At 31.9% G+C, this 24,622-nt stretch carries 27 protein-coding genes; 14 read left to right on the forward strand and 13 right to left on the reverse strand.

The window, feature by feature from the left end:
- Positions 1 to 72 precede the first annotated feature (72 nt).
- The gene (gene tpiA / locus ABWO04_RS00805) at positions 73 to 822 is read left to right on the forward strand and encodes a triose-phosphate isomerase (protein ID WP_353076560.1); all 750 of its coding nucleotides are present in this window, start codon (positions 73 to 75) and stop codon (positions 820 to 822) included.
- A gap of 70 nt (positions 823 to 892) precedes the next feature.
- Positions 893 to 1,666, forward strand: coding sequence for a sulfite exporter TauE/SafE family protein (locus tag ABWO04_RS00810; RefSeq protein WP_353076561.1), 774 nt, complete (start codon positions 893 to 895; stop codon positions 1,664 to 1,666).
- A gap of 87 nt (positions 1,667 to 1,753) precedes the next feature.
- Here the strand turns inward: ABWO04_RS00810 and ABWO04_RS00815 are convergent, their stop codons facing one another.
- Positions 1,754 to 2,338 carry a dual specificity protein phosphatase family protein gene (locus tag ABWO04_RS00815; protein WP_353076562.1) on the reverse strand — a complete coding sequence of 195 codons (585 nt, stop codon included), beginning with the start codon at positions 2,336 to 2,338 and terminating at the stop codon, positions 1,754 to 1,756.
- 82 nt (positions 2,339 to 2,420) lie between these two features.
- Entirely contained in the window at positions 2,421 to 4,358 is a 1,938-nt protein-coding gene (locus ABWO04_RS00820; protein WP_353076563.1) for an LTA synthase family protein, read from the reverse strand.
- Positions 4,359 to 4,468: 110 nt separating this feature from the next.
- Here ABWO04_RS00820 and ABWO04_RS00825 point away from each other — a divergent pair, with 110 nt between their 5' ends.
- From ABWO04_RS00825 to ABWO04_RS00855, 7 genes are all read left to right on the forward strand, one after another.
- Entirely contained in the window at positions 4,469 to 6,244 is a 1,776-nt protein-coding gene (locus tag ABWO04_RS00825) for an AMP-dependent synthetase/ligase (protein ID WP_353076564.1), read from the forward strand.
- A 1-nt stretch (position 6,245) separates the two neighbouring features.
- Positions 6,246 to 7,274, forward strand: coding sequence for a proline iminopeptidase-family hydrolase (locus ABWO04_RS00830; RefSeq protein ID WP_353076565.1), 1,029 nt, complete (start codon positions 6,246 to 6,248; stop codon positions 7,272 to 7,274).
- 202 nt (positions 7,275 to 7,476) lie between these two features.
- Complete coding sequence (locus ABWO04_RS00835; RefSeq protein WP_353076566.1) at positions 7,477 to 8,442, forward strand: hypothetical protein; 966 nt, start codon at positions 7,477 to 7,479, stop codon at positions 8,440 to 8,442.
- 146 nt (positions 8,443 to 8,588) lie between these two features.
- Positions 8,589 to 8,978: a hypothetical protein gene (locus tag ABWO04_RS00840; RefSeq protein WP_353076567.1), complete on the forward strand. Its 390-nt coding sequence runs from the start codon at positions 8,589 to 8,591 to the stop codon at positions 8,976 to 8,978.
- Positions 8,979 to 9,033: 55 nt separating this feature from the next.
- On the forward strand, positions 9,034 to 9,408 hold the full coding sequence (locus ABWO04_RS00845; RefSeq protein ID WP_353076568.1) for a hypothetical protein: 375 nt from the start codon (positions 9,034 to 9,036) through the stop codon (positions 9,406 to 9,408).
- Positions 9,409 to 9,565: 157 nt separating this feature from the next.
- On the forward strand, positions 9,566 to 9,895 hold the full coding sequence (locus ABWO04_RS00850) for a hypothetical protein (protein WP_353076569.1): 330 nt from the start codon (positions 9,566 to 9,568) through the stop codon (positions 9,893 to 9,895).
- A gap of 27 nt (positions 9,896 to 9,922) precedes the next feature.
- Positions 9,923 to 10,318 carry a hypothetical protein gene (locus tag ABWO04_RS00855; RefSeq protein ID WP_353076570.1) on the forward strand — a complete coding sequence of 132 codons (396 nt, stop codon included), beginning with the start codon at positions 9,923 to 9,925 and terminating at the stop codon, positions 10,316 to 10,318.
- Between the two features lie 134 nt (positions 10,319 to 10,452).
- Here the strand turns inward: ABWO04_RS00855 and ABWO04_RS00860 are convergent, their stop codons facing one another.
- The 3 genes from ABWO04_RS00860 to ABWO04_RS00870 are packed head-to-tail and all read right to left on the reverse strand — an operon-like array spanning position 10,453 to position 12,199.
- Positions 10,453 to 10,932, reverse strand: coding sequence for a hypothetical protein (locus tag ABWO04_RS00860; protein ID WP_353076571.1), 480 nt, complete (start codon positions 10,930 to 10,932; stop codon positions 10,453 to 10,455).
- 2 nt (positions 10,933 to 10,934) lie between these two features.
- Positions 10,935 to 11,423: a hypothetical protein gene (locus ABWO04_RS00865; RefSeq protein WP_353076572.1), complete on the reverse strand. Its 489-nt coding sequence runs from the start codon at positions 11,421 to 11,423 to the stop codon at positions 10,935 to 10,937.
- Positions 11,424 to 11,431: 8 nt separating this feature from the next.
- The gene (locus ABWO04_RS00870; protein WP_353076573.1) at positions 11,432 to 12,199 is read right to left on the reverse strand and encodes an MBL fold metallo-hydrolase; all 768 of its coding nucleotides are present in this window, start codon (positions 12,197 to 12,199) and stop codon (positions 11,432 to 11,434) included.
- A gap of 174 nt (positions 12,200 to 12,373) precedes the next feature.
- Here ABWO04_RS00870 and ABWO04_RS00875 point away from each other — a divergent pair, with 174 nt between their 5' ends.
- A complete protein-coding gene (locus tag ABWO04_RS00875) occupies positions 12,374 to 13,834 on the forward strand; it encodes a TonB-dependent receptor (protein WP_353076574.1) in 1,461 nt (486 codons plus the stop codon).
- Positions 13,835 to 13,940: 106 nt separating this feature from the next.
- Here ABWO04_RS00875 and lpdA read toward each other — a convergent pair whose 3' ends face one another.
- Both lpdA and ABWO04_RS00885 read right to left on the reverse strand, forming a co-directional pair.
- Positions 13,941 to 15,344 (reverse strand): dihydrolipoyl dehydrogenase, encoded by a 1,404-nt coding sequence (gene lpdA / locus ABWO04_RS00880; protein WP_353076575.1) that lies wholly within the window; start codon positions 15,342 to 15,344, stop codon positions 13,941 to 13,943.
- 99 nt (positions 15,345 to 15,443) lie between these two features.
- Positions 15,444 to 15,899 carry an Lrp/AsnC family transcriptional regulator gene (locus ABWO04_RS00885; protein ID WP_291241352.1) on the reverse strand — a complete coding sequence of 152 codons (456 nt, stop codon included), beginning with the start codon at positions 15,897 to 15,899 and terminating at the stop codon, positions 15,444 to 15,446.
- Between the two features lie 304 nt (positions 15,900 to 16,203).
- On the opposite strand from ABWO04_RS00885, the gene ABWO04_RS00890 reads away from it, so the two are divergent.
- From ABWO04_RS00890 to ABWO04_RS00905, 4 genes are all read left to right on the forward strand, one after another.
- Entirely contained in the window at positions 16,204 to 17,406 is a 1,203-nt protein-coding gene (locus ABWO04_RS00890; RefSeq protein WP_353076576.1) for an aminotransferase class I/II-fold pyridoxal phosphate-dependent enzyme, read from the forward strand.
- Between the two features lie 312 nt (positions 17,407 to 17,718).
- Positions 17,719 to 19,887: a S9 family peptidase gene (locus ABWO04_RS00895; protein ID WP_353076577.1), complete on the forward strand. Its 2,169-nt coding sequence runs from the start codon at positions 17,719 to 17,721 to the stop codon at positions 19,885 to 19,887.
- An 87-nt stretch (positions 19,888 to 19,974) separates the two neighbouring features.
- Positions 19,975 to 20,184: a hypothetical protein gene (locus ABWO04_RS00900; RefSeq protein WP_291241355.1), complete on the forward strand. Its 210-nt coding sequence runs from the start codon at positions 19,975 to 19,977 to the stop codon at positions 20,182 to 20,184.
- Positions 20,172 to 20,489 (forward strand): type II toxin-antitoxin system RelE/ParE family toxin, encoded by a 318-nt coding sequence (locus ABWO04_RS00905; protein ID WP_353076578.1) that lies wholly within the window; start codon positions 20,172 to 20,174, stop codon positions 20,487 to 20,489. Before ABWO04_RS00900 ends, ABWO04_RS00905 begins: the two co-directional genes overlap by 13 nt.
- A gap of 49 nt (positions 20,490 to 20,538) precedes the next feature.
- Here ABWO04_RS00905 and ABWO04_RS00910 read toward each other — a convergent pair whose 3' ends face one another.
- From ABWO04_RS00910 to ABWO04_RS00935, 6 genes are all read right to left on the reverse strand, one after another.
- Positions 20,539 to 21,999 carry an AAA family ATPase gene (locus ABWO04_RS00910; RefSeq protein WP_353076579.1) on the reverse strand — a complete coding sequence of 487 codons (1,461 nt, stop codon included), beginning with the start codon at positions 21,997 to 21,999 and terminating at the stop codon, positions 20,539 to 20,541.
- Between the two features lie 263 nt (positions 22,000 to 22,262).
- Positions 22,263 to 23,369 (reverse strand): vWA domain-containing protein, encoded by a 1,107-nt coding sequence (locus ABWO04_RS00915; RefSeq protein ID WP_353076580.1) that lies wholly within the window; start codon positions 23,367 to 23,369, stop codon positions 22,263 to 22,265.
- 62 nt (positions 23,370 to 23,431) lie between these two features.
- Positions 23,432 to 23,815 carry a YchJ family protein gene (locus tag ABWO04_RS00920; RefSeq protein ID WP_353076581.1) on the reverse strand — a complete coding sequence of 128 codons (384 nt, stop codon included), beginning with the start codon at positions 23,813 to 23,815 and terminating at the stop codon, positions 23,432 to 23,434.
- On the reverse strand, positions 23,802 to 24,026 hold the full coding sequence (locus ABWO04_RS00925; RefSeq protein WP_353076582.1) for a hypothetical protein: 225 nt from the start codon (positions 24,024 to 24,026) through the stop codon (positions 23,802 to 23,804). Before ABWO04_RS00925 ends, ABWO04_RS00920 begins: the two co-directional genes overlap by 14 nt.
- The gene (locus tag ABWO04_RS00930; protein ID WP_291242906.1) at positions 24,026 to 24,172 is read right to left on the reverse strand and encodes a hypothetical protein; all 147 of its coding nucleotides are present in this window, start codon (positions 24,170 to 24,172) and stop codon (positions 24,026 to 24,028) included. The genes ABWO04_RS00925 and ABWO04_RS00930 overlap by 1 nt, the downstream gene beginning before the upstream one ends.
- Positions 24,159 to 24,622, reverse strand: a 464-nt coding sequence (locus ABWO04_RS00935) for a hypothetical protein (RefSeq protein ID WP_353076583.1), incomplete at its 5' end; no start/stop codon positions are given. The genes ABWO04_RS00935 and ABWO04_RS00930, both read right to left, overlap by 14 nt.

Raw genomic sequence — 24,622 nt, forward strand, 5'->3', positions numbered from 1 at the left:
TTGGAGAAATTTTAATAATTTCAATAATTTCTCCAATCTGTGTTCAAAAAAATGTTGTAACTAAATTAAAAAATGAGAAAAAACATCGTAGCCGGTAACTGGAAAATGAACAAAACCTTACCGCAAGCCATTGAATTAATCAATGAAATTAAAAACAATAAACCAAACAATTCAGCGGAAGTTATTTTAGCTACTCCTTTTCCTTATTTAGCAAAGGCTATTGAATTAGTAGCGGGTTCAGATATTAAAATCGCAGCGCAAAATATGCATCAAGCAGAAGGTGGCGCGTTTACAGGTGAAGTTTCTGCAGCTATGCTAACCAGTATTGGCGTAAATACAGTTATTTTAGGTCACAGTGAAAGAAGAGCTTATTTTTACGAAAATGATGCCTTATTAGCCAATAAAGTAGATACCGCATTAGCACACGATATGACCGTTATTTTTTGCTTTGGCGAAGAATTAAAAGACAGACAAAGCGACAATCATTTTAACGTTGTGGAATACCAATTACGTGATGGTTTGTTTCATATTTCAAAAGAAAACTGGAAAAACATTGTATTGGCTTACGAACCTGTTTGGGCAATTGGAACTGGCGAAACGGCCTCTCCAGAACAAGCACAAGAAATGCATTTATTTATTAGAAATTTAGTAGATAAAGTGTTTGGAAGAGACATTTCAGAAAATGTTTCCATCCTTTACGGTGGAAGTGTAAAACCAGACAATGCCAAAGAAATATTTTCTAAACCAGATGTTGATGGCGGATTAATTGGAGGCGCTGCATTAAATGCCAACGATTTTTTCGGAATTATTAATGGAATATAATAGTCAAAAAGTTTTAAAGTCATAAAGTCGAAAGGTTTGTGACTTTAAGACGTTATGACTTTTGACTTATATGGAATACATTATAATTCCTATTGTAGCATTACTTGCTTCTGCCCTAACCTTCTTCTCTGGTTTTGGATTGGGAACGTTATTATTACCTGCTTTTGCATTATTTTTTCCTGTTGATGTAGCGATTGCTTTAACAGCGATTGTACATTTTTTGAACAATGCATTTAAATTCGTTTTGGTTAAAAAACATATTAATTGGAAAATTGCAATACAATTTGGAATTCCAGCTTTGATTTTTGCTTTTCTTGGGGCTTTTTTGTTAGATAAAATTACTAATGCCAATGTTTTAAGCGAATACACCATACGAGAATACGTGTTTCAAATTACATTGATGAAAGTTATTGTGGCTGTTTTACTAATTTTCTTCGCTTTATTTGAATTACTTCCGAAATTAAAAAACCTACAATTTCCTAAAAAATATTTGCCTATAGGTGGTATATTAAGTGGCTTTTTTGGTGGACTTTCCGGACATCAAGGCGCATTACGTAGTGCCTTTTTAACAAAAGTTGGCTTATCTAAAGAAGCATTTATTGCAACAGGTGTACTTATCGCTTGTATGATAGACATAAGTCGAATGTCTGTTTATTTTACCAACATTTCAAAAGTAAAAGATAGTTTGAATTTGAATTTACTAATAGTTGCAACACTTGCTGCGTTTATAGGTGTATATTTTGGAAACAAATTGGTAAAAAAAATAACCATAACTACCATTCAGAAAATTGTGGCATTTATGATTATTGTATTTGCAATTGTTTTGGGGTTTGGGATTGTTTAGATGGGTACACAGATTGAACGGATGTAACAGATTCGCACAGATTTAATTAAAAGTTTGTCAATCTGAACTTGTTTCAGATTCTATGTTCTATTTACTTTTCTCTATTTTCTCTTTTCTAGAAACATAACTATGCAAAAAATCGCCTTTTGGTTTTCCTAAATCGAAAGAACTGAATTTGGTTAAAAAACGGGTTTCTGTTCTCGCTTCATCTCTGTCCCAGTTTTCATATTCTATACGATAAATGGCAGAATACATTTCGGCACGACCAACACCGTGAAAACAATGAATTAATACTGGATAATTTGCTTTGTTGTCCATCACTTTAAAAAAAGCTTCTAAATTTTCTGGCTTTGGCACTTGATCGGAGCCTATATTGAAATAATTCAATCCTTTAATTTTAGCAGCTGCTTTTTTTTCTGCAATAAGTTCTACAGGAATTTCTGGATTATTTACATCGTCACCCGTTCCTGGAAAACGTAAATCGATGATGCTTTTAATTTTGTGCTCTTTTACAAAATCGGCAATATCTTCAGGTGGAATCACGCCACTCTTATATACTTTACCTTCAGAAATTACTTTTAAATTATGGTTTATTTTATAATCATAAAAATAGCTCTTTGCCCAAAAAAGTGCAGCAATTACAATAACTGAAACTAATATTTTCTTTTTCATTTTACTACTCTAAAATTACTTTTGACTTTTGACTTTCGACCTTCGACTTTTGACTTTTGACTTTCGACCTTCGACTTTCGACTTAATTACTCAACTTTTTATCTATAATTCTATTAAAATAATCTTGAAGAAACCCTTTACAGGCCGTTTCCATATCATTCATTTCTTTGTTTCTTTTTCCAATTAAATTGTGCAATTGTTCTTTATCCTCTTTACCGTAAAAACCAACGGCTACTTTTCCATCAAAAGCACAAACATAATTTCCTCGAGCAAAGTTATACATTCCCGTATTATAATTCATTACAAATGGCTTTGTATTACTGTTATTTTTAGCTACCAAACTTCTTCCCCAACTTCTAAATGGTTTATTATACCCAATAATATCCATAACTGTTGGAAAAATATCTATATGTTGTGTCAACTCATCGTTTACCCCTTTTAACTTATATTTTGGTGAATAAAAAAGAATCGGAACAGCTAATCTATTCATAATTTTGTTATAATATTCTTCATGATAATTCACTAAATTACAATGATCAGCGGTAATAATAAATATAGTATTTTCAAACCACGGCTCTTTTTTAGCGGCTTCAAAAAACTTTTTAAAAGCGTAATCTGTATACCCTACAGGCTGATGCATCAAACTTGTACCTTTTGGCAATTTATTTTTAAACTCAGCAGGTACCACATAAGGTTCGTGTGAAGTTACCGTAAAAATAGTGCTAAAAAATGGTGCTTTCTTTTGACTTATCGTTTTATTCATAAATTGCATAAAAGGAGCATCCCAAATTCCCCACGAACCATCAAAATCGGCATCATTTCCGTATTCTGTCATACCATAATAATGGTCAAAACCTAAAATATTTCCAAATCCTAAAAAGCCCATAGAACCGTTTGGTGCACCGTGAAAAAATGAAGTATCATACCCTTTACTTTTTAAACAAGAAACCATAGAGCCAATTTTTTGTTTGGCATACGGAGAAGATGTAAAGGCATCTTTAAACGATGGAATTCCTGATAATATAGATGACATACCGTGTATGGATTTATACCCGTTGGCATACGCATTGGTAAAAATTAAACTCTCGGTAGCCAAGGAATCAATAAAAGGCGTATAACTCACATAATCCTTAATATTTGTATTTTTATTAAACGCTCCGATATATTCTCTTCCCATACTTTCGGTGATAATCAATACAATATTTGGTGAAGTTGGAGTATTAGAATCGTACAACTTAATGGGTTGAAAATTTGCATTGACAACTTCTTCTGGTATATTAAAATCGGTTTTTTTAAACGATTGTACACCTAAAGTTCTTAAAAACGAAAAAGTAGAATTTAAAACCAAATCGGCTTGTTGTGATTTTTTTACAAATCTGTTGGCGTCTACTAAATTAATTGGTCGAGTACTTTTCTTGAAATCGCCTCGAATCCCACCAATACACAAAGTAGCAATTACTAACACACCAAAAATAGATTTTGCAACATATTTTAACTTAGCATTTTCAACTAAATTGTGTTTCACTTTTACTTTTTGATATAAAAATATCCATAAAATAGCTACCACAATAAACAACAAAAACACGTGCCAATAGGTAATTAAAAATCGAAATAACATACCGCCTTTTGACTCTTCATTTTTTACCAAATCCCAAGCGGCAAGTGTTAATCGAGAAAAATTGTATTTGTAATAAATTAAATCGACAAAATTAAAGGCGTAAAAAAATAAATTTGAAATGAAATACAAATAAAACAATCCTCTTTGATACTTCGGTTTTGTATTTATAAAAAATGGTAAAGTAGACAATAAAATAAATAGTCCGTTTACATATAAAATAGCCGTAGTATCAAAAACCAAACCGTGATACGAAATCTGCAAAAACTCAGTTACTGAATTTACATCCAAAATATCGTAATTATACGTGTAGAATAAAATTCGAGCTATAAAATAAAACAAATACGCCAAACCTATTCGGTAAAACAACACGCTGTATTCATTTAATCTGAAAAATGATTTCATTTAATTAATATTTAATTGATGCAAAATTAGCAATATTCAAAGTTTTTCAGTTAAAAATTTTTATAAAGTTCTATTTTTTTATAAATTGCAGTTTAAAAAAAACTTTTTATATGAAAAATGTAACACGACTTTTTGATTTTCCTTATTATCAGTTAGAAAAATTCAACTTACCAGATGCTTTGGTTACAAAGTACGGTACCGATTGGGTTAAAACTTCTACACAAGAATATATTAATAAAGCCAATGCTTTATCTAGAGCCTTATTACATTTAGGTGTTGAAAAAAATGATAAAATCGCTATCATTTCTTCAAACAACAGAACAGAATGGCACATTTCAGATATTGGAATTTTACAGACTGGGGCACAAAACGTGCCAATGTATCCAACCATCTCTGCAGAAGACTATGAATATATTTTAAACCATTCTGAAGCTAAATATTGTTTCGTATCCGACCAAGAAGTGTACGATAAATTAAAATCGGTACACGCTAATATTCCATTGTTAAAAGATATTTTTTCGTTTAACGAAATTTCTGGTTGTAAAAAATGGAGTGATTTATTAGAAACAGGTAACGATACCGCAAATCAAAATGACGTAGAAGCTCGAAAAGATGCTGTTTTGCCTTCCGATTTAGCAACTATAATTTATACTTCAGGAACTACAGGTCGACCAAAAGGCGTGATGCTTACGCACGATAATATTGTTTCTGATGTATTAAATTCAGATAAAAGAATGCCGTTACGAAAAGGAAGTACGCGTGCTTTGAGTTTCTTACCGATTTGCCATATTTTCGAAAGAATGTTAACGTATTTGTATCAATATGGTGGAATATCTATTTATTTTGCGGAAAGTATTGAAAAAATATCTGACAATTTAAAAGAAGTACATCCGCACGTAATGTCAGTTGTACCAAGACTTTTAGAAAAAGTGTACGATAAAATTTACGCAAAAGGAGCGGATTTAACAGGGATTAAAAAGCGATTATTCTTTTGGGCATTGGATTTAGGTATGAATTACAAACCGTATAATGAAAATGGTGCCTTTTATAACTTCAAATTAGGAATTGCCAGAAAATTAATTTTCTCTAAATGGCAAGAAGGTTTAGGTGGCGAATTGGAAATGTTAGTTTCTGGAAGTGCGGCACTTCAAACGCGTTTAACCAAAGTATTTACCGCAGCTGGAATTCCGGTTATGGAAGGATACGGATTAACAGAAACGTCTCCAGTAATTTCTGTAAACGATATGCGAAATGGAGGTTTCAGAATTGGAACTGTTGGTAGAGTTATTGAAAACGTAGAAGTTAAAATTGCTGAAGATGGCGAAATTCTTTGTAAAGGACCAAACGTAATGATTGGCTATTATAAAGACGAAGCACAAACTGCAGAAGTAATTAAAAACGGATATTTCCATACAGGAGATATTGGTGAGATTGATGCTGATGGCTTCTTAAAAATCACCGATCGTAAAAAAGAAATGTTTAAAACGTCTGGAGGTAAATATGTTGCGCCACAAGTATTAGAAAATTCATTCAAACAATCTCGTTTTATTGAGCAAATTATGGTTATTGGCGATGGCGAAAAAATGCCTGCGGCTTTCATTCAACCGGCATTTGATTTTGTAAAAGAATGGGCAATCAGACATAATATTGATTTAGGAAATTCTAACGAAGACCTTTGTAACAATCCAAAAGTTATTGCGCGTATTCAAGAAGATATTGATGAAGCCAACAAAAAATTCGGTAATTGGGAACAAGTAAAACGTTTTGAATTAACACCCGATTTATGGTCAATTGATGCAGGGCATTTAACACCAACAATGAAATTAAAACGTAAAATAATCAAAGAGAAATACCAAACCCTTTACGATAAAATTTACAACTCTTAATATGAAAAAATATATTTTCATTACATTAATCTTCGCTTTTTTTTCTTGTAAAAAGAGCGAAGATTTTTCGTTACAGACCTACCACACCTTTGACTCAAAAGCAGACCAATACACAGGTGGAATTAAAATGATTCCTATAAAAACACCAAAAGGCACTTTTAAAGTTTGGACAAAACGATTTGGGAACAACCCGAAAATAAAAGTATTGCTTTTACACGGCGGACCTGGTTTAACACACGAATTATACGAATCTTTTGAAGGCTATTTTCCAAAAGAAGGCATAGAATTTATTTATTACGACCAATTGGGTTCGTATTATTCCGACCAGCCAAAAGACAAATCGCTTTGGACGAATGAACGCTTTGTAGAAGAAGTGGAACAAGTACGCATAGCACTTGGTTTAAACAAAGATAATTTTTACGTTTTGGGACAATCTTGGGGTGGGATTTTAGCGATGGATTATGCCTTGAAATATCAGAAAAATTTAAAAGGATTGATTATTTCAAATATGGTTTCAAGCATTCCGTTGTATAACAAATATGCTAAGGAAGTATTGGGTCCGCAATTGAACAAAGACGTGTATAATGAAATTATGCAATTGGAAAAAAATAATGATTTTGCCAATCCACGTTATACCGAATTGCTTTTTGAACATTATTATACCCAACATATTTTAAGAAAACCACAAAAAGAATGGCCTGAATCCATAACCAGATGTTTTAAACACATTAATTCTGAGGTATATATTTCTATGCAAGGGTATAGCGAATTTGGTATTACAGGTGATGCCTACATTAAAAACTGGGATGTGTCGAAACGATTAAAAGAGTTGACCGTGCCAACCTTAACCATTGGCGCAAAATACGACACTATGGATCCTGAACATATGAAATGGATGGCAACACAAGTACAAAACGGACGCTTTTTATTTTGTAAAAACGGCAGTCATTTATCACAATACGACGACCAAGAAACGTATTTTACAGGTGTAATTAAGTTTTTAAAGGATGTGGATGAGAAGAAATTGTAATTTTAAAATATAAAAACTGCTCACATTTTTGTAGGAAACATTCTACAAAGAATATTGGATTTGATTTATTAACTTTGGGAAAAGGTAAAACTGGCGTTAGTAAGACATATACATCTAAAATTGGTTAGATAAGTCTGATTTTTTCAGACATATATACAAGTTGGCAGAGATATTGACAAAAAAAACTTAAAATACAATAATTATGAAACATACTAATGCAAAAATAATAGCTGTTTTTTTAATCCTAATTTCTTTAATTTCTTGCTCTAAAGATGATGAGATTATTCAAGAGGAAGCTGTAAATGATAAAGTTAATGAGTTAATTGAATTAAAAATTGACGGAAAAACATACAAATCAATTAATAATGGCACGGGCTTAACGCTTTTAGGGACTAATTATCAAGGTTCTGCGTCTATATCAGTAAAAAATGGAAATATTGCTGAGTTTTTTTATGATTTAAAATATATATTTACAGAGAGTGGTCAATTACTTTCCTTTGAATTAGAGGAGACTAAATATAATGCTGGTAATAACATATTAAAAATATTTAAGACACCTACTTACAAACCATTAAATTCTTTTCAAATAAATAAATTTGAAATTAATGAAACATCTAAAAAAATTACAATTGAATTTAGTGGAATTCTTAACTCAACAACAAATTCACAAGAAAGTAGGGTAATTGAAGGAAAAATTTTCCATTCATTTGATGCTATGTCTCCATGGGGAAGAGATTATTGTTACATTAAAAGTAATAACAGTACATCAAATTATTTATCATCTTATTTCCAAGTTTTAAATAATGGTACTGGTAATCAAAATATTGATTATGTTTCTGGTGATGGAAGAAATATTTCAATCCAGCTAAATCAACCACTAACTAACTTAATGAATTTGAGTTTTGATGAAAATTCAACTAATAATAAAGTTAGTTACAGGAAAGCTTTATCTCCTTATATTATTAATGATAGTTATTTAGGTAGTTTGCACAGTCAACAACAATGGCAAAATTTTCGCACCTCTGGAAATTTAGTAGTTACTAATATATACAATGGGACAAAACCAGGCGGAGGCATTCATATTAAGGGAATTATTAATTTAACTGTTAAAGATCAGAATAACAATATTATTGAAATAATGGAATTAGAATTTGTTACAAATAATTAATACCTCTGCCAACAGCATATTTATGAAAAACGTTAGTAGCTAGTTTTTTTAAAAAAAACGCATAAATAAAAGACATTACAGAATTAAATTTAATAAAAAACCGAAAAGCGAATTACTGATAGTTAAAAATATTAAAAATTGAATAAATGAAAAAAATTATAGTTCTACTTATATTAGCTAACATAACTATTTCTTGTGTTACAACCCAAAATACAGCTACTAAATCTAGCGCAACAGAATATTGGAATAAAATGCACGATTTGACAAAAGTTACCTATGAAGGTGGTGACGGAAAAACAGTTGAAAATGCAATCATAATAAAAAATGCAGGAAATGAAAGAAATGGTGTTGCTGCTGAATATGCTTATATCGCAAAAATAAATGGCGAGAAATTTAAAGATTGGAAACCAGTTGGACAATCAACAATTACTAAAGACAATAAAAAAATAGATTTAATAAACATTCAATTAATTCAGAAAAACGAAACTGTTTCATATTATTTTGACATAACAGAATTTTATGGAAAGTTCAATTAATAGAACCGGTAAAATAACCAGCCACTAACAGCGGTTTGCAGTAACCTTAACAAAAATGCGTATAATATTTTATTTTGCGATTTCAAGTATCCTTTTATTGAGTTGTAAAGATGTAAATCTTACTGCAACAGATATTAAATATACTGACCTACCGAAGGAAGTCAAAACACATATTTTCAAAAATGAATTTAATGATTTGAATAAACCTGTGAGATTCAAAGTAGAAAATCACAAAACATTTTTACCTTGGGTAATAGAAACAAAACTCATAAGATTAGAAGATAACAAATCTTATGAGATTGATTTTGAGAAAGAATATAGCATATCTACATTGATAATTTTAGAAGATTATCTTTACACAACGAACAACTATAACATTTATATAAAAGATAGTTTGAAATATACATTTTCTAAATATAAACTTAATTAAAAAAGGCTAATGCTAACAGGCGTTTAGCAAGATTGAGAATTTTTCAGTAAATCCCAGTAAAGTTCTTATACTTTGAGTATTCAGATACTGAAACAAGTTCAGTATGACAAAACGAATAAAATAATTATTCTGTAGAAGTAATTAAAAAATAATAAAAATGAAAAAAAACTTATTTTCTGTTTTAGCAATTTTAATAGCAGTTATATTAGTTGCAAAAATTTCAGGATGGTTTCTGAATTATAGCGAACAAACTAATAGGATAATTAATAGTTTGATGTTTACAATTATTGGGTTTTATTACATAGTTAATGGACTCCTTTTGAATCAATTAAAAATTAAGATTACGTTATTAATAAGTGGACTTTTCCTAATTGCTATGAATTTTATACCGCAAAACTATATAGTAAGTATTATTGAGATTGTTTGCATAATTGTTCCAATGCTTTTAGTTAGATACTCAAAAGAATTAAAAATTAAAGAAAACTAATTACAAAAAAATTAAACTAAAGCAAATATGAAAAGACTATATATCTTCATCTTATTAATTATTTCTGTTTCTGGACTTGCACAAAATCCAAAAAAGACATATACTTTACATCTTGGCGAAAAAGATAATGATTCTTTGGTATACGAAATGGAGTTATATGAAGATTACACTTTTGTAAATCGTAAATACTCGAAAAAAATATCCGACAGTACAAATGATTATAAAAATTGGATGGTAGAAATAAGAAAAGGTACATTCAAAAAAGAAAAAGGTTTTTTTAGACTTACTCAAATTGACGGGGACCAAAGTTTGAATGACGGTTTGATAAAGATTGTATTTCGTCAAATTTGGTTTTATAGTTGCCCCGATGAAAAGGGAAAAGTGAAACATTGCAAATCAATCACATATCATAGGATTGATTAATAAAGTCAACCCAAAACCTGCTGAAGTTTAATAAATTCAGATACTGAAACAAGTTCAGTATGACAAAACGAATAAAATAATTATTCTGTAAAAGGCACCTTTTACCCTAAACCCAAAACCTTATACCCAAAAAACTAATGCTCCTCGTCTTTTCCTAAAACTTTGGTATCTACAGGAATGGCAGGTTGAAACATAAGAGTTTGTTTGTAGTACAAATAAAAACCTTTGTTGGTACGGAATTCGAAATCTTTAAATTTGAAGTTTTGGTCTTCGCTTTCTCTTTTAAAAACTATTGATTCTTTAGAATCTGGCAAGAAAACTTCTGCAATTAAGCTGTCTTCATCCACAAAAAAGAAGGCGTTTTTTCTTTTGGCAAGCGAATCTCTTTCTATAGAAGTTAAACGATAGCCCTCTTCAAAAACACGTACACATTTTTTAGTCATATTCGACCATTTGTACCCTGCTTTTAAATCGCACCCGTTTTCGTTTTTGTCATCATTTACCTGATTTTTCACAATAGAATCCATTTCCGTGGTATCTTTTGGCGGATTCTTTAAGATATAATCGCAAGAAAATAACGATGTCAGCAGTAATATATATACAAGTTTTTTCATTTTTAATTTAGCGTTTCTTGATAAATTAAGGTTTCTACGGTTTCAAATTCGGTAGGTTTATCAGCATTATGAAAGTATTTTATCAACACTTCACCCCAAACTTTACCATCAGAAAAGTTAGCAATAATCCATCTATGATTTAAAATTTTTATGTTGTTAATCAAAAATGGATTGTCGCCAATTTGATCGTAAGAAACATATTTATTTCCTTTTTTATCCGCGTTAAAAGATGTTAAATCTTCTTTCACTTTCGTTTGTAACGCTTTTACATCGTATTCAAAATAATACTCTTGCGCATTTTCATTAGTGTCTAAGGAAAACGTATCATTGTCGCGTAATTTCGCAATGGTATCTTGTGCTTTTTTTAATTCCTTTTTACTAATTGTAGATACTTCTTCGCTTCTTTTCAAGATATTTGAAGAATTTACAAATTGAAAAATATTAATTAATACTGAAAATACGATTCCGTAAAGTAATAAACTCCTTTTCATTTTACTATTTATTTAATTTCTATTTCTAAATTATCGTAAGCCAAAAAAACGTTTTCTGGCAATTGTTTTTGTACTTCTTCGTGCAATCCTAAAATATGACTAATATGTGTTAAATACGCTTTTTTAGGTTGCACCAAATTTATAAAATTTATGGCTTCTTCAATGTTAAAATGCGTATTATGTGGTTCAAAACGTAACGCATTGATAACTAACACCTCAACATTTTTTAGTTTATCTAATTCTGAATCTGCAATGGTTTTTACATCTGTTAAATATACCACATCTTTAATTCGGTATCCAAAAACCTGTAAATTTCCGTGCATCGCATTAATTGGAATAATTTCCTGATTTTTAATCGTTATATTCTGATTATTTACAACTTCAACTGGCAACACAGAAGGCGCGCCTGGATATTTGTTTTCTTTTTCAAAGATATAATCAAATCGTTTGGCTAAATTTTGCAACACGCGCGAATGTCCGTAAACCGGAATGTCACCTTGATTAAAATAAAACGGACGAATATCATCCAAACCAGCTGTATGGTCTGCGTGTTCGTGTGTAAAAAACAACCCATCAATACGCGAACAACCACTGGTAAGCATTTGCTGACGAAAATCGGGTCCGCAGTCGATAACTATAGAAAAATCTTCATCGTGTATCCAAACAGAAACGCGCAATCGCTTGTCTTTTGCATCATCACTTAAACACACAAAATGCGTACTTCCAATTACTGGAATGCCTTGAGATGTACCCGTTCCTAAGAAGTATAATTTCATATGTATGTGATTGACACGCTAAAAAAGTTACCCGTTACTTTTAGTAGAAAAGTGCTACTTTATTGTAATGGTTGTAATTTCTTTTTTACAAAAATAACAAAATACTCTTGTTAAAACCTATAATTTATTAACTTTGCAATGTATTTTAATTTGGCCAAAAACACATTTGAATAAATGACGACTGAAATCACATTAAGAGGAGACAAAGCTATTGAACAAATCCCTTCTACAAAGGACAAAGCACTCCGTATTAATTTAAACGAAAATATTTACGGAACCTTTGCCGAAATTGGTGCCGGACAAGAAACGGTGAGGCATTTTTTCAGAGCTGGAGCTTCTTCAGGTACGATTGCAAAAGCGATGTCTGCCTACGATAAAGATTTTAGTGATGCCATTTACGGAATTGAAGAAGATGGAAGATATGTTACCGAAAGCAGATTAAGAAAAATGCTTACGCACGAAACGAAACTTATTGAAGATCGTTTAAAAAGAGACAAGCACCCAAACAAAATGTTTTTTAGTTATGCGAATACCGTAGCGACTATTGATTTTGCAAAACAATTTAAAGGACACGGCTGGGTAGGAATTAAATTTCAAGTAGAACCCGACCAAGCGTATAATGAAATCTTAATTCACATTCGTTTTAAAGAAAATGATGCGCGTTTGCAACAAGAAACCTTGGGAATCTTAGGTGTAAACTTAATTTATGGCGCGTTTTACAAACACAATGATGCAAAAAAATTATTGCGTTATTTATACGACCATTTAGAAAAAGACCAAATTGAAATTGATACGATAAATTTCTCAGGTCCAAGCTTTGCAGATGTAGACAACAGATTAATGAGTTTGCAATTGGTGAAATACGGCTTTACAGATGCCGTAATGTTTAATCCGGAAGGAAAGAATATTTTGCCAGCAGCGGTTTTATATAAAAAGAATATTTTAGCGTTACGTGGTAGTTTCCGACCTGTAACTAAAGTAAATATGGATATGTATAAACAATCTTACGAGATGTTTATACAAGAAAATAAAGTAAGTAAAGAAAATACGTTTGTGGTTTTCGAAATCACGCTTTCCAACTTAAAAGCAGAAGGTGAAATTGACGAAAGAGATTTCTTAGACAGAGCAGAACTTTTATGTGCTTTAGGTCAAACCGTAATGATTTCTAACTTTCAAGAATATTATAAAGTTTTAGAATATTTTTCATCTTTTACAAAATCACGTACCGCTTTAGCTATGGGTGTGAGTAATTTGGTAGAAATTTTTGATGAGAAATACTACCGTCATATGTCTGGTGGAATTTTAGAAGCCTTTGGAAAATTATTTTACAGAGATTTAAAAGTATATTTATATCCGATGAAAGACCCAGAAACGGGTGAAATAATTACATCAGAAAACTTAAAAGTACATCCGAGAATGAAGGAATTGTATAAATTCTTTAAATACAACGGAAAAGTTACGGATATTGAAACTTACGATGCCAAAACATTAGATATTTTCTCCAGAAAAATATTAAAAATGATTGCTAAAGGCGAGTCTGGCTGGGAAGATATGCTACCAGATGGCACCGCAGAAATCATTAAAAAGGATCATTTATTTGGCTATCAAAAAGAAAAAGAATTAGCTAAGATATAAAGTAAAAAATCCCAAATTCATAAGAATTTGGGATTTTTTGTATTTGAAATTTAAATTTTTGGAATTTAAATATTGGAATTTAATTTTGGATTTTTGGATTTTAAATTTATACGTGTAACGCTCTATTTGCTGTTGCTGCTAATGCGGCTTCTTTGATGGCTTCTGCAAACGTTGGGTGTGCGTGAGACATTCTTGAGATATCTTCTGCTGATGCTCTAAATTCCATTGCGGTAACCGCTTCTGCAATTAAATCGGCACAACGAGCACCAATCATATGAACCCCTAAAACCTCATCTGTTTTGGCATCGGCTAAGATTTTTACAAATCCGTCCGTATCGCCACCAGCTCTTGCTCTTCCTAATGCTTTAAATGGGAAACTTCCTGCTTTAAAATCAATACCTTCTGCTTTTAATTGCTCCTCTGTTTTACCCACAGCTGCCACTTCTGGCCACGTATATACAACGCCAGGAATTAAATTATAATCGATATGTGGTTTTTGTCCGGCTAAAATTTCAGCAACCATAACACCTTCTTCTTCCGCTTTGTGCGCTAACATCGCACCACGTACAACATCGCCAATTGCATAAATATTTGCTGCTGAAGTTTGTAAATGATTGTTCACTTCAATTTGACCTCTATCTGTAACTTTTACGCCTGCTTTTTCTGCATTTAAACCATCGGTATATGGACGACGACCTACAGAAACTAATGCATAATCGCCTTCTAACGTAATGGTTTCTCCTTTTGCGTTTTCAGCTTTTACAGTAACTACATCTCCTGCTCTCTCAACCGATTGAACTTTGTGAGACGTGTAGAATTTCATACCTTGTTTTTTCAAGACTTTTGTTAATTCTTTAGATAAAGAAGCGTCCATTCCTGGAATAATTCTATCCATAAATTCTACTACAGAAACTTGAGCTCCTAAACGTAAATATACTTGTCCTAATTCGATACCGATAACACCTCCACCAATAATTACTAAATGTTTAGGCACTTCTTTTAATTTTAAAGCTTCCGTTGAAGTAATGATTCTGTCTTTATCTAATTTGATAAAAGGTAAGTTTGAAGGTTTAGAACCTGTAGCAACAATGATATTTTTAGATTCGATGATTTCAGATGAACCGTCTGCTTTAGTTACCTTAACAGAAGTCGCAGTTTCAAAAGAACCTAAACCTTCAAAAACTGTAACTTTATTTTTGTCCATTAAGTATTTTACACCGCCAGAAGTTTGGTCTACAACCGCTTGTTTTCTGGCAATCATTTTTTCTAAATTGACTTTTACTTCACCCGAAACTTCAATTCCGTGGTCTGCAAAATGTTGCAATTCTTCATAATGATGCGATGATGCCAATAATGCTTTTGATGGAATACATCCCACATTCAGACACGTTCCGCCAAGCGTTGCGTATTTTTCAATAATTGCTGTTTTAAATCCCAATTGGGCGCAACGAATAGCTGCTACATATCCTCCAGGTCCAGAACCAATAATGGTTACATCAAATTGACTCATAAATATATTTTATAAAATGTTATAGTATGTTTTCAAAGTACAAAAGTAAAGTTTTTATATAAATATGTATAGCTATTTAGCGAAAAAACTTTACTATTTTTAATTCAACACAAATGAAGTAGAATTTTTCACTTCTCCAATCATAAAAGTACTGTGCGTACTACCAATATGTTGCAAAGTGGTTAACTTAGTAACCATAAATTCTCGGTATTCTTCCATATCTTTTACGCAAATTTTAAGAATATAATCGTAATCGCCACTTACGTGAAAACATTCTAAAACTTCAGTTAGCGTTACTACTTCTTTTTCAAATTCGGAAATTAAGTCCCTTGAATGTTTAATTAATTTAACGTGACAAAACACTACAAAACCTTTGTTAATTTTTGTTTTATCTAAAATTGTAACATACTTACGAATAATCCCTTCGCGTTCTAATTTTTTTATCCGTTCATACACAGCCGTAACGGATAAATTTAATTTACTTGATAGTTCTTTTGTTGTTTTTTTTGAATCGATTTGCATCAATTCTAATAGTTTTTTATCAATTGCATCCATTGTTGTCGTAATTTATTTATTAAAAATACATAAAAAAATCTGCTCCACGAAGTTTCTAACTTCGTGGAGGCGATAAAAGTTCTCCGAACTTTACTAATCGGTCTGAGACCGAAAAACACTTCCTCGAAGTTAGAAACTTTGAGGAGCGGGTCGTTATTTATTTGGTAAAAATACATAAAAAACCTAAATTAATGATAAATAATCTATAATTAACAAATATTTTAGATAAATAAACTAAATATTTAAGATATTATTGAAATATTAATTTATTATTTTCAATTTTGATAGATAAAAACAAACAACTATGAGCACATTTAATCCAGCCGACAACATACAAGATTTACAGTATTTTGGCGAATTTGGAGGAGTAAATCCTTCTATATCCGATTCATCTACCTACACATTTCTTTCTGCTAAAACTATGTTTGATACCTTTGAAGGTAACGCAGAAGGTTGTTATTTATATTCCCGACATTCCTCGCCAAGTAATTTATATTTAGATAAAGCGTTAGCAGCAATGGAAGGCACTGAAACTGCCAATGTTTCTGCTTCTGGAATGGGCGCTATAACACCAACAATTTTACAACTTTGCGGACAAGGCGACCACGTGGTTTCAAGTAGAACTATATACGGCGGAACCTATGCCTTTTTGAAAAATTTCGCACCGAGATTTGGCATAAAAACTACTTTTGTTGACATTACTAAATTAGACCTTGTAGAAGCAGCCATAACTCCATCAACTAAAGTTTTATATTGCGAAACGGTGAGTAATCCCTTATTAGAAGTAGCCGATATTGCTTCTTTAGCTAAGATTGCGAAAAAGCACAATCTTAAATTAGTAGTTGACAATACGTTTTCGCCTTTATCGGTATCGCCAGTAAAATTAGGTGCAGATATTGTGATACACTCTTTAACAAAATACATCAACGGAAGTTCGGATACAGTGGGCGGTGTAACGTGTGCGAGTCAAGAATTTATAAACGATTTAAAAAACGTAAATTCTGGTGCCAGTATGCTTTTAGGTCCTACAATGGATAGTTTGCGTTCGGCATCGGTAATGAAAAATTTAAGAACACTTCATATCCGAATGAAGCAACACAGTCATAATGCGATGTATTTGGCACATAAATTTGAAGCAGACGGCATCAAAACCGTTTATCCAGGATTGGCAAGTCATCCAAGTCATACTATATACAAAAATATGATTAACCCAGAATATGGCTTTGGAGGTATGATGACGATTGACGTTGGAAGTTTAGAAAAAGCCAATGCTTTGATGGAATTAATGCAAGAAAGAAATTTAGGGTATTTGGCTGTTAGTTTAGGATTTTACAAAACCCTTTTTAGCGCACCAGGCACATCCACTTCTTCTGAAATTCCTTTAGAGGAACAAACAGAAATGGGTTTAACTGATGGATTAATTCGTTTTTCTATAGGTTTAGACAACGACATTGAAAGAACGTATCAAAGTATGTATACTTGTATGAAAGAATTACATATTTTGTAAAAAATATATAAAATCAATATTGTCGGATTTAAACCAGTACATTCAATTTAATTTATTGAAAAAATTATTAGCCACGGATTATAGGATTAGCACCGATTATATCATTTATATTTATAAAAATCTGTGCTAATCATTGTAATCAGTGGCTTTAAAAAAAATCCATTTATTAGACTAAAGCCAATTAATTTAAATTTTTATCGGACAATTTTGGAAAAAAAATTTAATACTTTAAAATCTGATTTAGAAATGAGTCGGATTTTTTTGTAACAAATGCTTATCTTAGCCAACTAATTCACAATTTAATTTCTTACAATGAAAAACTATATTTTAAGTTTTCTTTTAGTTGGATGTGTGTCTTTTGCACAAAAACTAACTATTGAAGAAACTGTAACAGGAGCAAGAAAATATGCTCCCACTTCATTAAACGCAATTCAATGGAGAAAAGATTCAAAATCCGTTACCTATTTAAGTTCAGATTTTACTAATTTGATGGAAAGAAGCGCTACTTCTGGATGGGCTGTAACTACTTTGGCTACTAAATCGGAATTTGAAGCCGCTTTGAAAGAAGCGCTGCCAACCGATGAATTTGTATTACGCACCTTTCCTTTTACTATTGAATGGAAAAGCAACAATACATTTCAAACAGAAATTGCTTCAAAAACAAATCAATATCAAGTAACGTATGATGTAATTACTAAAAAAATTACTTCAAAAATTGGCTATGCTTTAGAAGGAAGCCAAGCGCGTTTTGCTTCCAACTCAAATGTAGCTTGGTTAAAAGACAATAACATCAGAATAACATCAAACAATACAACCATTGAAGTTACAAACGATGAAAATCCAGCTATTGTAAACGGTTCAGATTATGTACACCGTCAAGAATTTGGTATTGACAGAGGAATGTGGTGGAATGCTTCAGGAACACAATTGGCGTATTATAGAAAAGACGAAACTATGGTTGGTAATTATCCAATTATCAACTGGAACGAACGAGAAGCAGTTAACAAAGACCTAAAATACCCAATGGCAGGTATGACCAGTGAGCAGGTTACTTTAGTACTATACGATGTGGCTTCAGGGAAAAAAGTAACACTACAAACCGGTGAACCAAAAGACCAATATTTAACAATGGTATCTTGGGAACCCACAGGAAAATATATTTTTGTTGGTGTATTAAATCGAGACCAAAATCATTTGAAATTTAACAAATACGATGCTTCAACTGGTGCTTTTGTAAAAACGTTATTTGAAGAAAAAGCCACCACTTGGGTGGAACCACAACACGCGTTGACTTTCGTACCAAATAATCCGAATCAATTTATTTATCAAACGGATTTTAATGGATATAATCAAATGTATTTGTACACTACCGATGGAAAATTACTTAAAAACTTAGGTTTTAAAGACGTTGTGGTAACCAATTTATTAGGTTTTGATGTTACAAATTCGAAAATAAATTACATCGGAACGGCAAATAACGGATTAGATAGACAACTTTATCAGGTTGATATAAAATCAGGAAAAACAATTCAGTTAACTACAATTTCTGGAACACATAATGCTTCTGTTTCTTCAGACGGCCTGCTGGTTTTAGATCAATATAGTAATGCTACTACGCCAAATGAAATTTCGATTTTAAACATCAAAACAAAAATGGCGGCTACCACTTTAGTGAAAGCCGATAATCCGTTTACAGGAAAAATCGATATGCCAAGAATTGAAATGGTTACACTAACAGCTGCAGATGGTACAACTCCTCTAAACGGAAGATTAATTTATCCAGCCAATTTTGATACTACAAAAAAATACCCGGTAATGGTGTATGTATATGGTGGTTCGCATGCGCAATTGGTTACCAATAAATGGCTTAGTGGTGCTGGATATTTTGACATGTATATGGCACAACAAGGGTATGTAGTATTTACATTAGACAACCGTGGAAGTGATGCGCGTGGTAAAAAATTCTGTGACGTAACTCACCGAAATTTAGGTGTAAACGAAATGGCAGACCAAATGAAAGGTGTGGATTTCTTAAAATCAAAATCATTTGTAGATACTAATAAAATTGGCGTTTTCGGATGGAGTTTTGGAGGTTTTATGACGACTTCCCTTTTAACATCGCAACCAGACATATTTAAAGTAGGTGTGGCTGGCGGACCTGTGATTGATTGGAAATATTATGAAGTTATGTATGGAGAACGCTATATGGATACGCCACAAGATAATCCAGAAGGTTATGCAAAAACCTCTTTATTAAATAAAGTTAAGAATTTAAAAGGACGCTTATTAGTTATTCACGGAGCACAAGACCCTGTTGTAGTGCAACAACACAGTATGAATTTCATTGAAGCATCTATTAAAGCAGGAAAACAAGTAGATTATTTCTTATACCCAAATCATGAACATAATGTGAGTGGTAGAGATAGAATTCACATGTATGCGAAAATTGCGGATTACTTTGATGTGCATTTGAAGAGATAAGGTGTCGATTAATCTATAAAATAAAAATCCGTCCTGAAGTTATTGGGACGGATTTTTTTTGTAGTTTTGTTATATAAATATTTTGATATGAGTACAATTGAACTTAAACAAGAACTTCATGACATCATCAATAATGGTGATGATAAGTTTGTACAATTATTTTACGATATGGCAACATCTTATTTTGTTCAAATTAAAAAAGACAAAATGATCGCTGAATCTGAAAAAGATATTGAATCCGGAAATATTTATGCACAAGAAGAAGTCAAAAAAATGATTGCTAATTGGAAAGAATAATTAAACCTGTTTTTTGGACCAACAGAGCGATTAAAGATTTGGAAAAAGTTACTCGATTTAATGTAAAATTGTTCGGTTTTAATAAGTCAATTAAAATCGCAAATGAAATTCAAGAAGCAACTGAAATCTTAGCATTTCATAAATTCAATAAAATTGGTTCTGTTGATGAAGATTTTACACATTTAAAATTTGAATACCGAAAGTTAATTCATCATCATTGCAAAATAACTTACCGAGAAGGAAAAGATAAAATTTACATTAATAGAATTTTTGACACAAGACAAAATCCTATTAAAAACAAATAAATCCGTCCCGAAGTATTCGGGACGGATTTTTGTATTTATGTTATGACGTTTAAGACAATTTACTAATAAACTTCGAATACGGATCTTTAAACTGAAAGCCATCTTCGGTTCTTTCCTTTGATAGTTTTTTGTATTCCACCAAAGCCCAAAGGATAAATTCTTTAAGGAAATATTGGTCTACGACAGGAATTTCTGGTTGGTATTTTTGAATTAATTTTTCTAATGGTTGTACCTCATCTAAGATGTTTTTGTACACTTCATCTGAGCAATCATCTGTTAATTCAAAACCTGATTCATTGAAAAACCATTCGGTAATTTCGGTATAAGGTGTAGTTACATCTTGTTTCTCCAGTTTTTCAATTTTAGGAAAATAACCCGGGAAAAAAGTATGAATCGCATTAGCAATTAAATACTGCGCCACTACTCCAGCACCTTCTTGTTCGCCTTCGTAAACCAATTCTACTTTTCCTGTTATGGCTGGGATAATTCCTAAAAAGTCAGACAAACGAACCGTTGTTTTTTCTTCTCCATTTAGTAAAGCTCTTCGTTCGGCGGTACTAATTAAATTCTCGTAGGCGGTAATACTCATTCGCGCTGAAACCCCGCTTTTCGCATCTATATATTCGGATTCTCTTGCTTCAAAACCTACTTGCTCCAATAAATCTTTTGCTAAATTTGGCACGTGTACTAAAGACGATTGATACTCATCTAACTTAGCTTCTTGCGTTGTAATAATTTTAGCAATTTCAATAGTTTCTGGATAATGCGTTAAAATTTGCGAACCAATTCTGTCTTTCAAAGGCGTTACTATACTTCCACGATTGGTATAATCTTCTGGATTTGCAGTAAAAATAAATTGTAAATCTAAAGGCATTCTTAATTTAAACCCACGTATTTGAATGTCGCCTTCTTGTAAAATATTGAATAACGCTACTTGAATACGAGCTTGTAAATCAGGTAATTCGTTAATTACAAAAATACATCTGTTGGCACGAGGAATCATTCCAAAATGGATTACACGTTCATCTGCATAGGATAATTTTAAATTGGCCGCTTTTATTGGATCAACATCACCAATTAAATCTGCTACAGTTACATCCGGAGTTGCTAATTTTTCGAAAAAGCGTTCGCTTCTATGCAACCAAGAAATAGGCGTGTCATTTCCTTTTTCAGCAATTAAATCTATCGCAAAACGAGAAATTGGATGCAACGGATCGTCATTAATTTCTGAACCCGTAACAAAAGGAATGTATTCGTCTAAAAGTTCAACCATTTTTCGTGCCAAACGTGTTTTTGCTTGTCCGCGTAACCCTAATAAATTAATATTATGTCGTGATAAAATAGCACGTTCCAATTCTGGAATTACAGAGTTCTCAAAACCGTGCACACCTGAAAAGGTTGGTTGTTTGGCTATTAGTTTATTTCTTAAATTGGTACGTAACTCTTCTTTAATATTTTTGGATTGATAGCCTGATTGTATCAATTCACCTAATGTTTTTATATGTGTCATACTATTTTTTTAAACGCTATTTAGCTACTATTTTTTTTATTTGATTTTTTTTATTTGATACTGCTTAACCCGTTGGGTATAATAATTAAAACTGTTATTAATTATTCTCTTTTTGCCACGAATTCTCGAATATCGAAATAACTATCGAAAAAATTAGATCATCTTTGATGATAATTCGAACTATATCGAAAACTTAATCCGAAAAATTCGACAATTCGTGGCAAAATTATTTTTAATTTTAATTATACCCAACTGGTTAATGCTTATTTCAGTTTCTTTTTCCTATTGGCTTCGTAATCTTGAAAAATCATTTCTCCTAAACCACTTAAACCTGTGTAGAACGCTTTTCCTTGATTGGCTTCCGTAAATTTATCTACAAATTGTTGCAAATAGGAATCGTTGGCAATCATAAAAGTCGTAATAGGAATGTGTAATTTTCTGGCTTGTGCCGCTTGCGTATAGCATTTTTCAACAATATACTCGTCTAAACCGTTACTATTCATATAATACGAGCCGTCTTTTTCTCGAACACAGCTTGGTTTTCCATCGGTAATCATAAAAATTTGTTTGTTGGTATTGCGTTTTCTTCGCAACATATCCATTGCTAATTGCAAACCTGCAACGGTGTTGGTATGATAGGGTCCCACTTTTAGAAAAGGTAATTCTTTTATAGAAATAGGCCAAGCATCGTTACCAAAAACTAAAATATCAATGGTATCTTTCGGATAACGAGTAGTGATAAGTTCCGCCAACGCCATCGCTACTTTTTTGGCAGGCGTAATTCGGTCTTCGCCGTATAAAATCATACTATGAGAAATGTCTATCATTAAAACAGTACTCATTTGCGATTTGTAATGCGTATCTTCAATTACCAAATCATTTTCGGTAAGTTGGAACTCGCCAATTCCATTATTGATTTGTGCATTTTTTAGACTTTCCGTTAATGAAATTCTATCTAAAGCATCACCAAAATTATAGCTTCTAAGTTCGCCTGTGAGTTCATCGCCACCGCCAAGTTGTTTCGATTTATGATTGCCGCTACCCGATTTATTTAAATTTCCAAATATTTGATCTAAAGCGGCTTGACGAATAAGTCGTTCCGTTTTTGAAGTAATGGTAACCTCGCCAGTACCATCGCCTGTTATTTCTTCACGAATGAATCCTTTTTTCTTTAAATCTTCAATAAAATCTTCAATGGAATAGTCTGGCGTAGTTAATTTGTATTCGGCATCAAGTTCACGTAGCCAATCTATAGCTTCTTCGAAATCACCAGAAGTGTGTACAATCAATTCTTTAAAAACATCAAAAAGCACCTCAAATGGTGTTTTAAATGGTTTTTCGTATGTCTTAAAATAGAATCCTTTTTTCATACCATAAAAATACAAGGTTTATATTTTATAACATAAAAACGAATACTAATTTTTAGTTAAAACTAATAAAACTTACCGTCCACATAAAACCAATTGTTTTGAAAAAGGATAAATGTTGATTTTTCGTGATGAATTTGAGGTGTTTTATTGTCATCTAAGAAGTAGGCTTTAAATTCCACCGTATTTTCAGTACTGTTTAGAATTTCTAATTTCTGCCACGTATTTTGTTGTGCCCAAGCTAAAATATCTGATTTATTTGTATATTTTTTTTGAGATACGTGAGTAGTTTTGAACAAATATGCCGCATCATGTAAATAAAATGCTGTAAATCTGGAACGCATTAATTTTTCTGCAGTAGGCACCGTTACATCTTCTTGAATATAAGGCAAACAACATTCTTTTAAAGTAACGTGACTCCCGCAAGGGCAAAGTTTAGTGTGATCCATTTTGAATTTTGAGTAATAAATGTGTAAGCAAAACCTGATATTTACTTAATTCGATTAAATGATTGTCTGAAACCACTTCATCTATTAAATTCTCCACTTCCTCACTCACTTCTAGCTGTAAAAGTTGGGCTTTTTTCCATTCTTTTTTAGCTATCAAATCAATAATTGTTTGAACTTTTGGTTTTAAATATACGAACTGATGTATTGGCATTATTGGTTTTTAAGCGATTGCTTGTATTGTTCTAAAATAGACGCTTTTTTGGCTGCAGACGTTTGCTTTGTTTTTTGAATTTTCTTCAAATGATTGTCCAATTGCTTTTTATGCTTGTCTTTATTTATGGCATTATTTCTTCCCATGTTGCAAAATTTTCTTCAAATTTACGAAACTTTCATTGGTATTACTCAATTCAGTCAGCATTTTCCTCTTTATTTCTTCAAAATCATGGAAAATTAAGTGTTTCGCCCAAGAAGTGGTTTGTAACACATTTTTAATTTCTTTTATTCTTTTTGCTGTGTCGGAAGCATTTCTTACAATTTGATGGGCATAGTTTGGATGATTTTTATGATTAAATTGCACCTCGTTTTTTGCTTCATTTATTTCAATAAAAAACAATTTTTCAGTGTCATTATTGGGATAAAAATCAGTCCATCTGGCAAATCCTACAATTTCAGTTTGATTTTTATAGTCCGCATTCGTTATCAATCTCCAACGGCAATTGGCAGCTCTTCCCCAATGGTTGGATTTTCTATAAACACCCAATTCTGTAAAATAGTACGCACTTCCGGACGCACTTTTGTAACCTAATT

The organism is Flavobacterium sp., from assembly GCF_040382755.1.
In the GTDB taxonomy this organism is placed as follows: domain Bacteria; phylum Bacteroidota; class Bacteroidia; order Flavobacteriales; family Flavobacteriaceae; genus Flavobacterium.

Coding starts and splice junctions, on each gene's coding strand:
- tpiA (WP_353076560.1), top strand. CDS start 73: ATGAGAAAAAACATCGTAGCCGGTAACTGGAAAATGAACAAAACCTTA.
- ABWO04_RS00810 (WP_353076561.1), top strand. CDS start 893: ATGGAATACATTATAATTCCTATTGTAGCATTACTTGCTTCTGCCCTA.
- ABWO04_RS00815 (WP_353076562.1), bottom strand. CDS start 2,338: ATGAAAAAGAAAATATTAGTTTCAGTTATTGTAATTGCTGCACTTTTT.
- ABWO04_RS00820 (WP_353076563.1), bottom strand. CDS start 4,358: ATGAAATCATTTTTCAGATTAAATGAATACAGCGTGTTGTTTTACCGA.
- ABWO04_RS00825 (WP_353076564.1), top strand. CDS start 4,469: ATGAAAAATGTAACACGACTTTTTGATTTTCCTTATTATCAGTTAGAA.
- ABWO04_RS00830 (WP_353076565.1), top strand. CDS start 6,246: ATGAAAAAATATATTTTCATTACATTAATCTTCGCTTTTTTTTCTTGT.
- ABWO04_RS00835 (WP_353076566.1), top strand. CDS start 7,477: ATGAAACATACTAATGCAAAAATAATAGCTGTTTTTTTAATCCTAATT.
- ABWO04_RS00840 (WP_353076567.1), top strand. CDS start 8,589: ATGAAAAAAATTATAGTTCTACTTATATTAGCTAACATAACTATTTCT.
- ABWO04_RS00845 (WP_353076568.1), top strand. CDS start 9,034: ATGCGTATAATATTTTATTTTGCGATTTCAAGTATCCTTTTATTGAGT.
- ABWO04_RS00850 (WP_353076569.1), top strand. CDS start 9,566: ATGAAAAAAAACTTATTTTCTGTTTTAGCAATTTTAATAGCAGTTATA.
- ABWO04_RS00855 (WP_353076570.1), top strand. CDS start 9,923: ATGAAAAGACTATATATCTTCATCTTATTAATTATTTCTGTTTCTGGA.
- ABWO04_RS00860 (WP_353076571.1), bottom strand. CDS start 10,932: ATGAAAAAACTTGTATATATATTACTGCTGACATCGTTATTTTCTTGC.
- ABWO04_RS00865 (WP_353076572.1), bottom strand. CDS start 11,423: ATGAAAAGGAGTTTATTACTTTACGGAATCGTATTTTCAGTATTAATT.
- ABWO04_RS00870 (WP_353076573.1), bottom strand. CDS start 12,199: ATGAAATTATACTTCTTAGGAACGGGTACATCTCAAGGCATTCCAGTA.
- ABWO04_RS00875 (WP_353076574.1), top strand. CDS start 12,374: ATGACGACTGAAATCACATTAAGAGGAGACAAAGCTATTGAACAAATC.
- lpdA (WP_353076575.1), bottom strand. CDS start 15,344: ATGAGTCAATTTGATGTAACCATTATTGGTTCTGGACCTGGAGGATAT.
- ABWO04_RS00885 (WP_291241352.1), bottom strand. CDS start 15,899: ATGGATGCAATTGATAAAAAACTATTAGAATTGATGCAAATCGATTCA.
- ABWO04_RS00890 (WP_353076576.1), top strand. CDS start 16,204: ATGAGCACATTTAATCCAGCCGACAACATACAAGATTTACAGTATTTT.
- ABWO04_RS00895 (WP_353076577.1), top strand. CDS start 17,719: ATGAAAAACTATATTTTAAGTTTTCTTTTAGTTGGATGTGTGTCTTTT.
- ABWO04_RS00900 (WP_291241355.1), top strand. CDS start 19,975: ATGAGTACAATTGAACTTAAACAAGAACTTCATGACATCATCAATAAT.
- ABWO04_RS00910 (WP_353076579.1), bottom strand. CDS start 21,999: ATGACACATATAAAAACATTAGGTGAATTGATACAATCAGGCTATCAA.
- ABWO04_RS00915 (WP_353076580.1), bottom strand. CDS start 23,369: ATGAAAAAAGGATTCTATTTTAAGACATACGAAAAACCATTTAAAACA.
- ABWO04_RS00920 (WP_353076581.1), bottom strand. CDS start 23,815: ATGGATCACACTAAACTTTGCCCTTGCGGGAGTCACGTTACTTTAAAA.
- ABWO04_RS00925 (WP_353076582.1), bottom strand. CDS start 24,026: ATGCCAATACATCAGTTCGTATATTTAAAACCAAAAGTTCAAACAATT.
- ABWO04_RS00930 (WP_291242906.1), bottom strand. CDS start 24,172: ATGGGAAGAAATAATGCCATAAATAAAGACAAGCATAAAAAGCAATTG.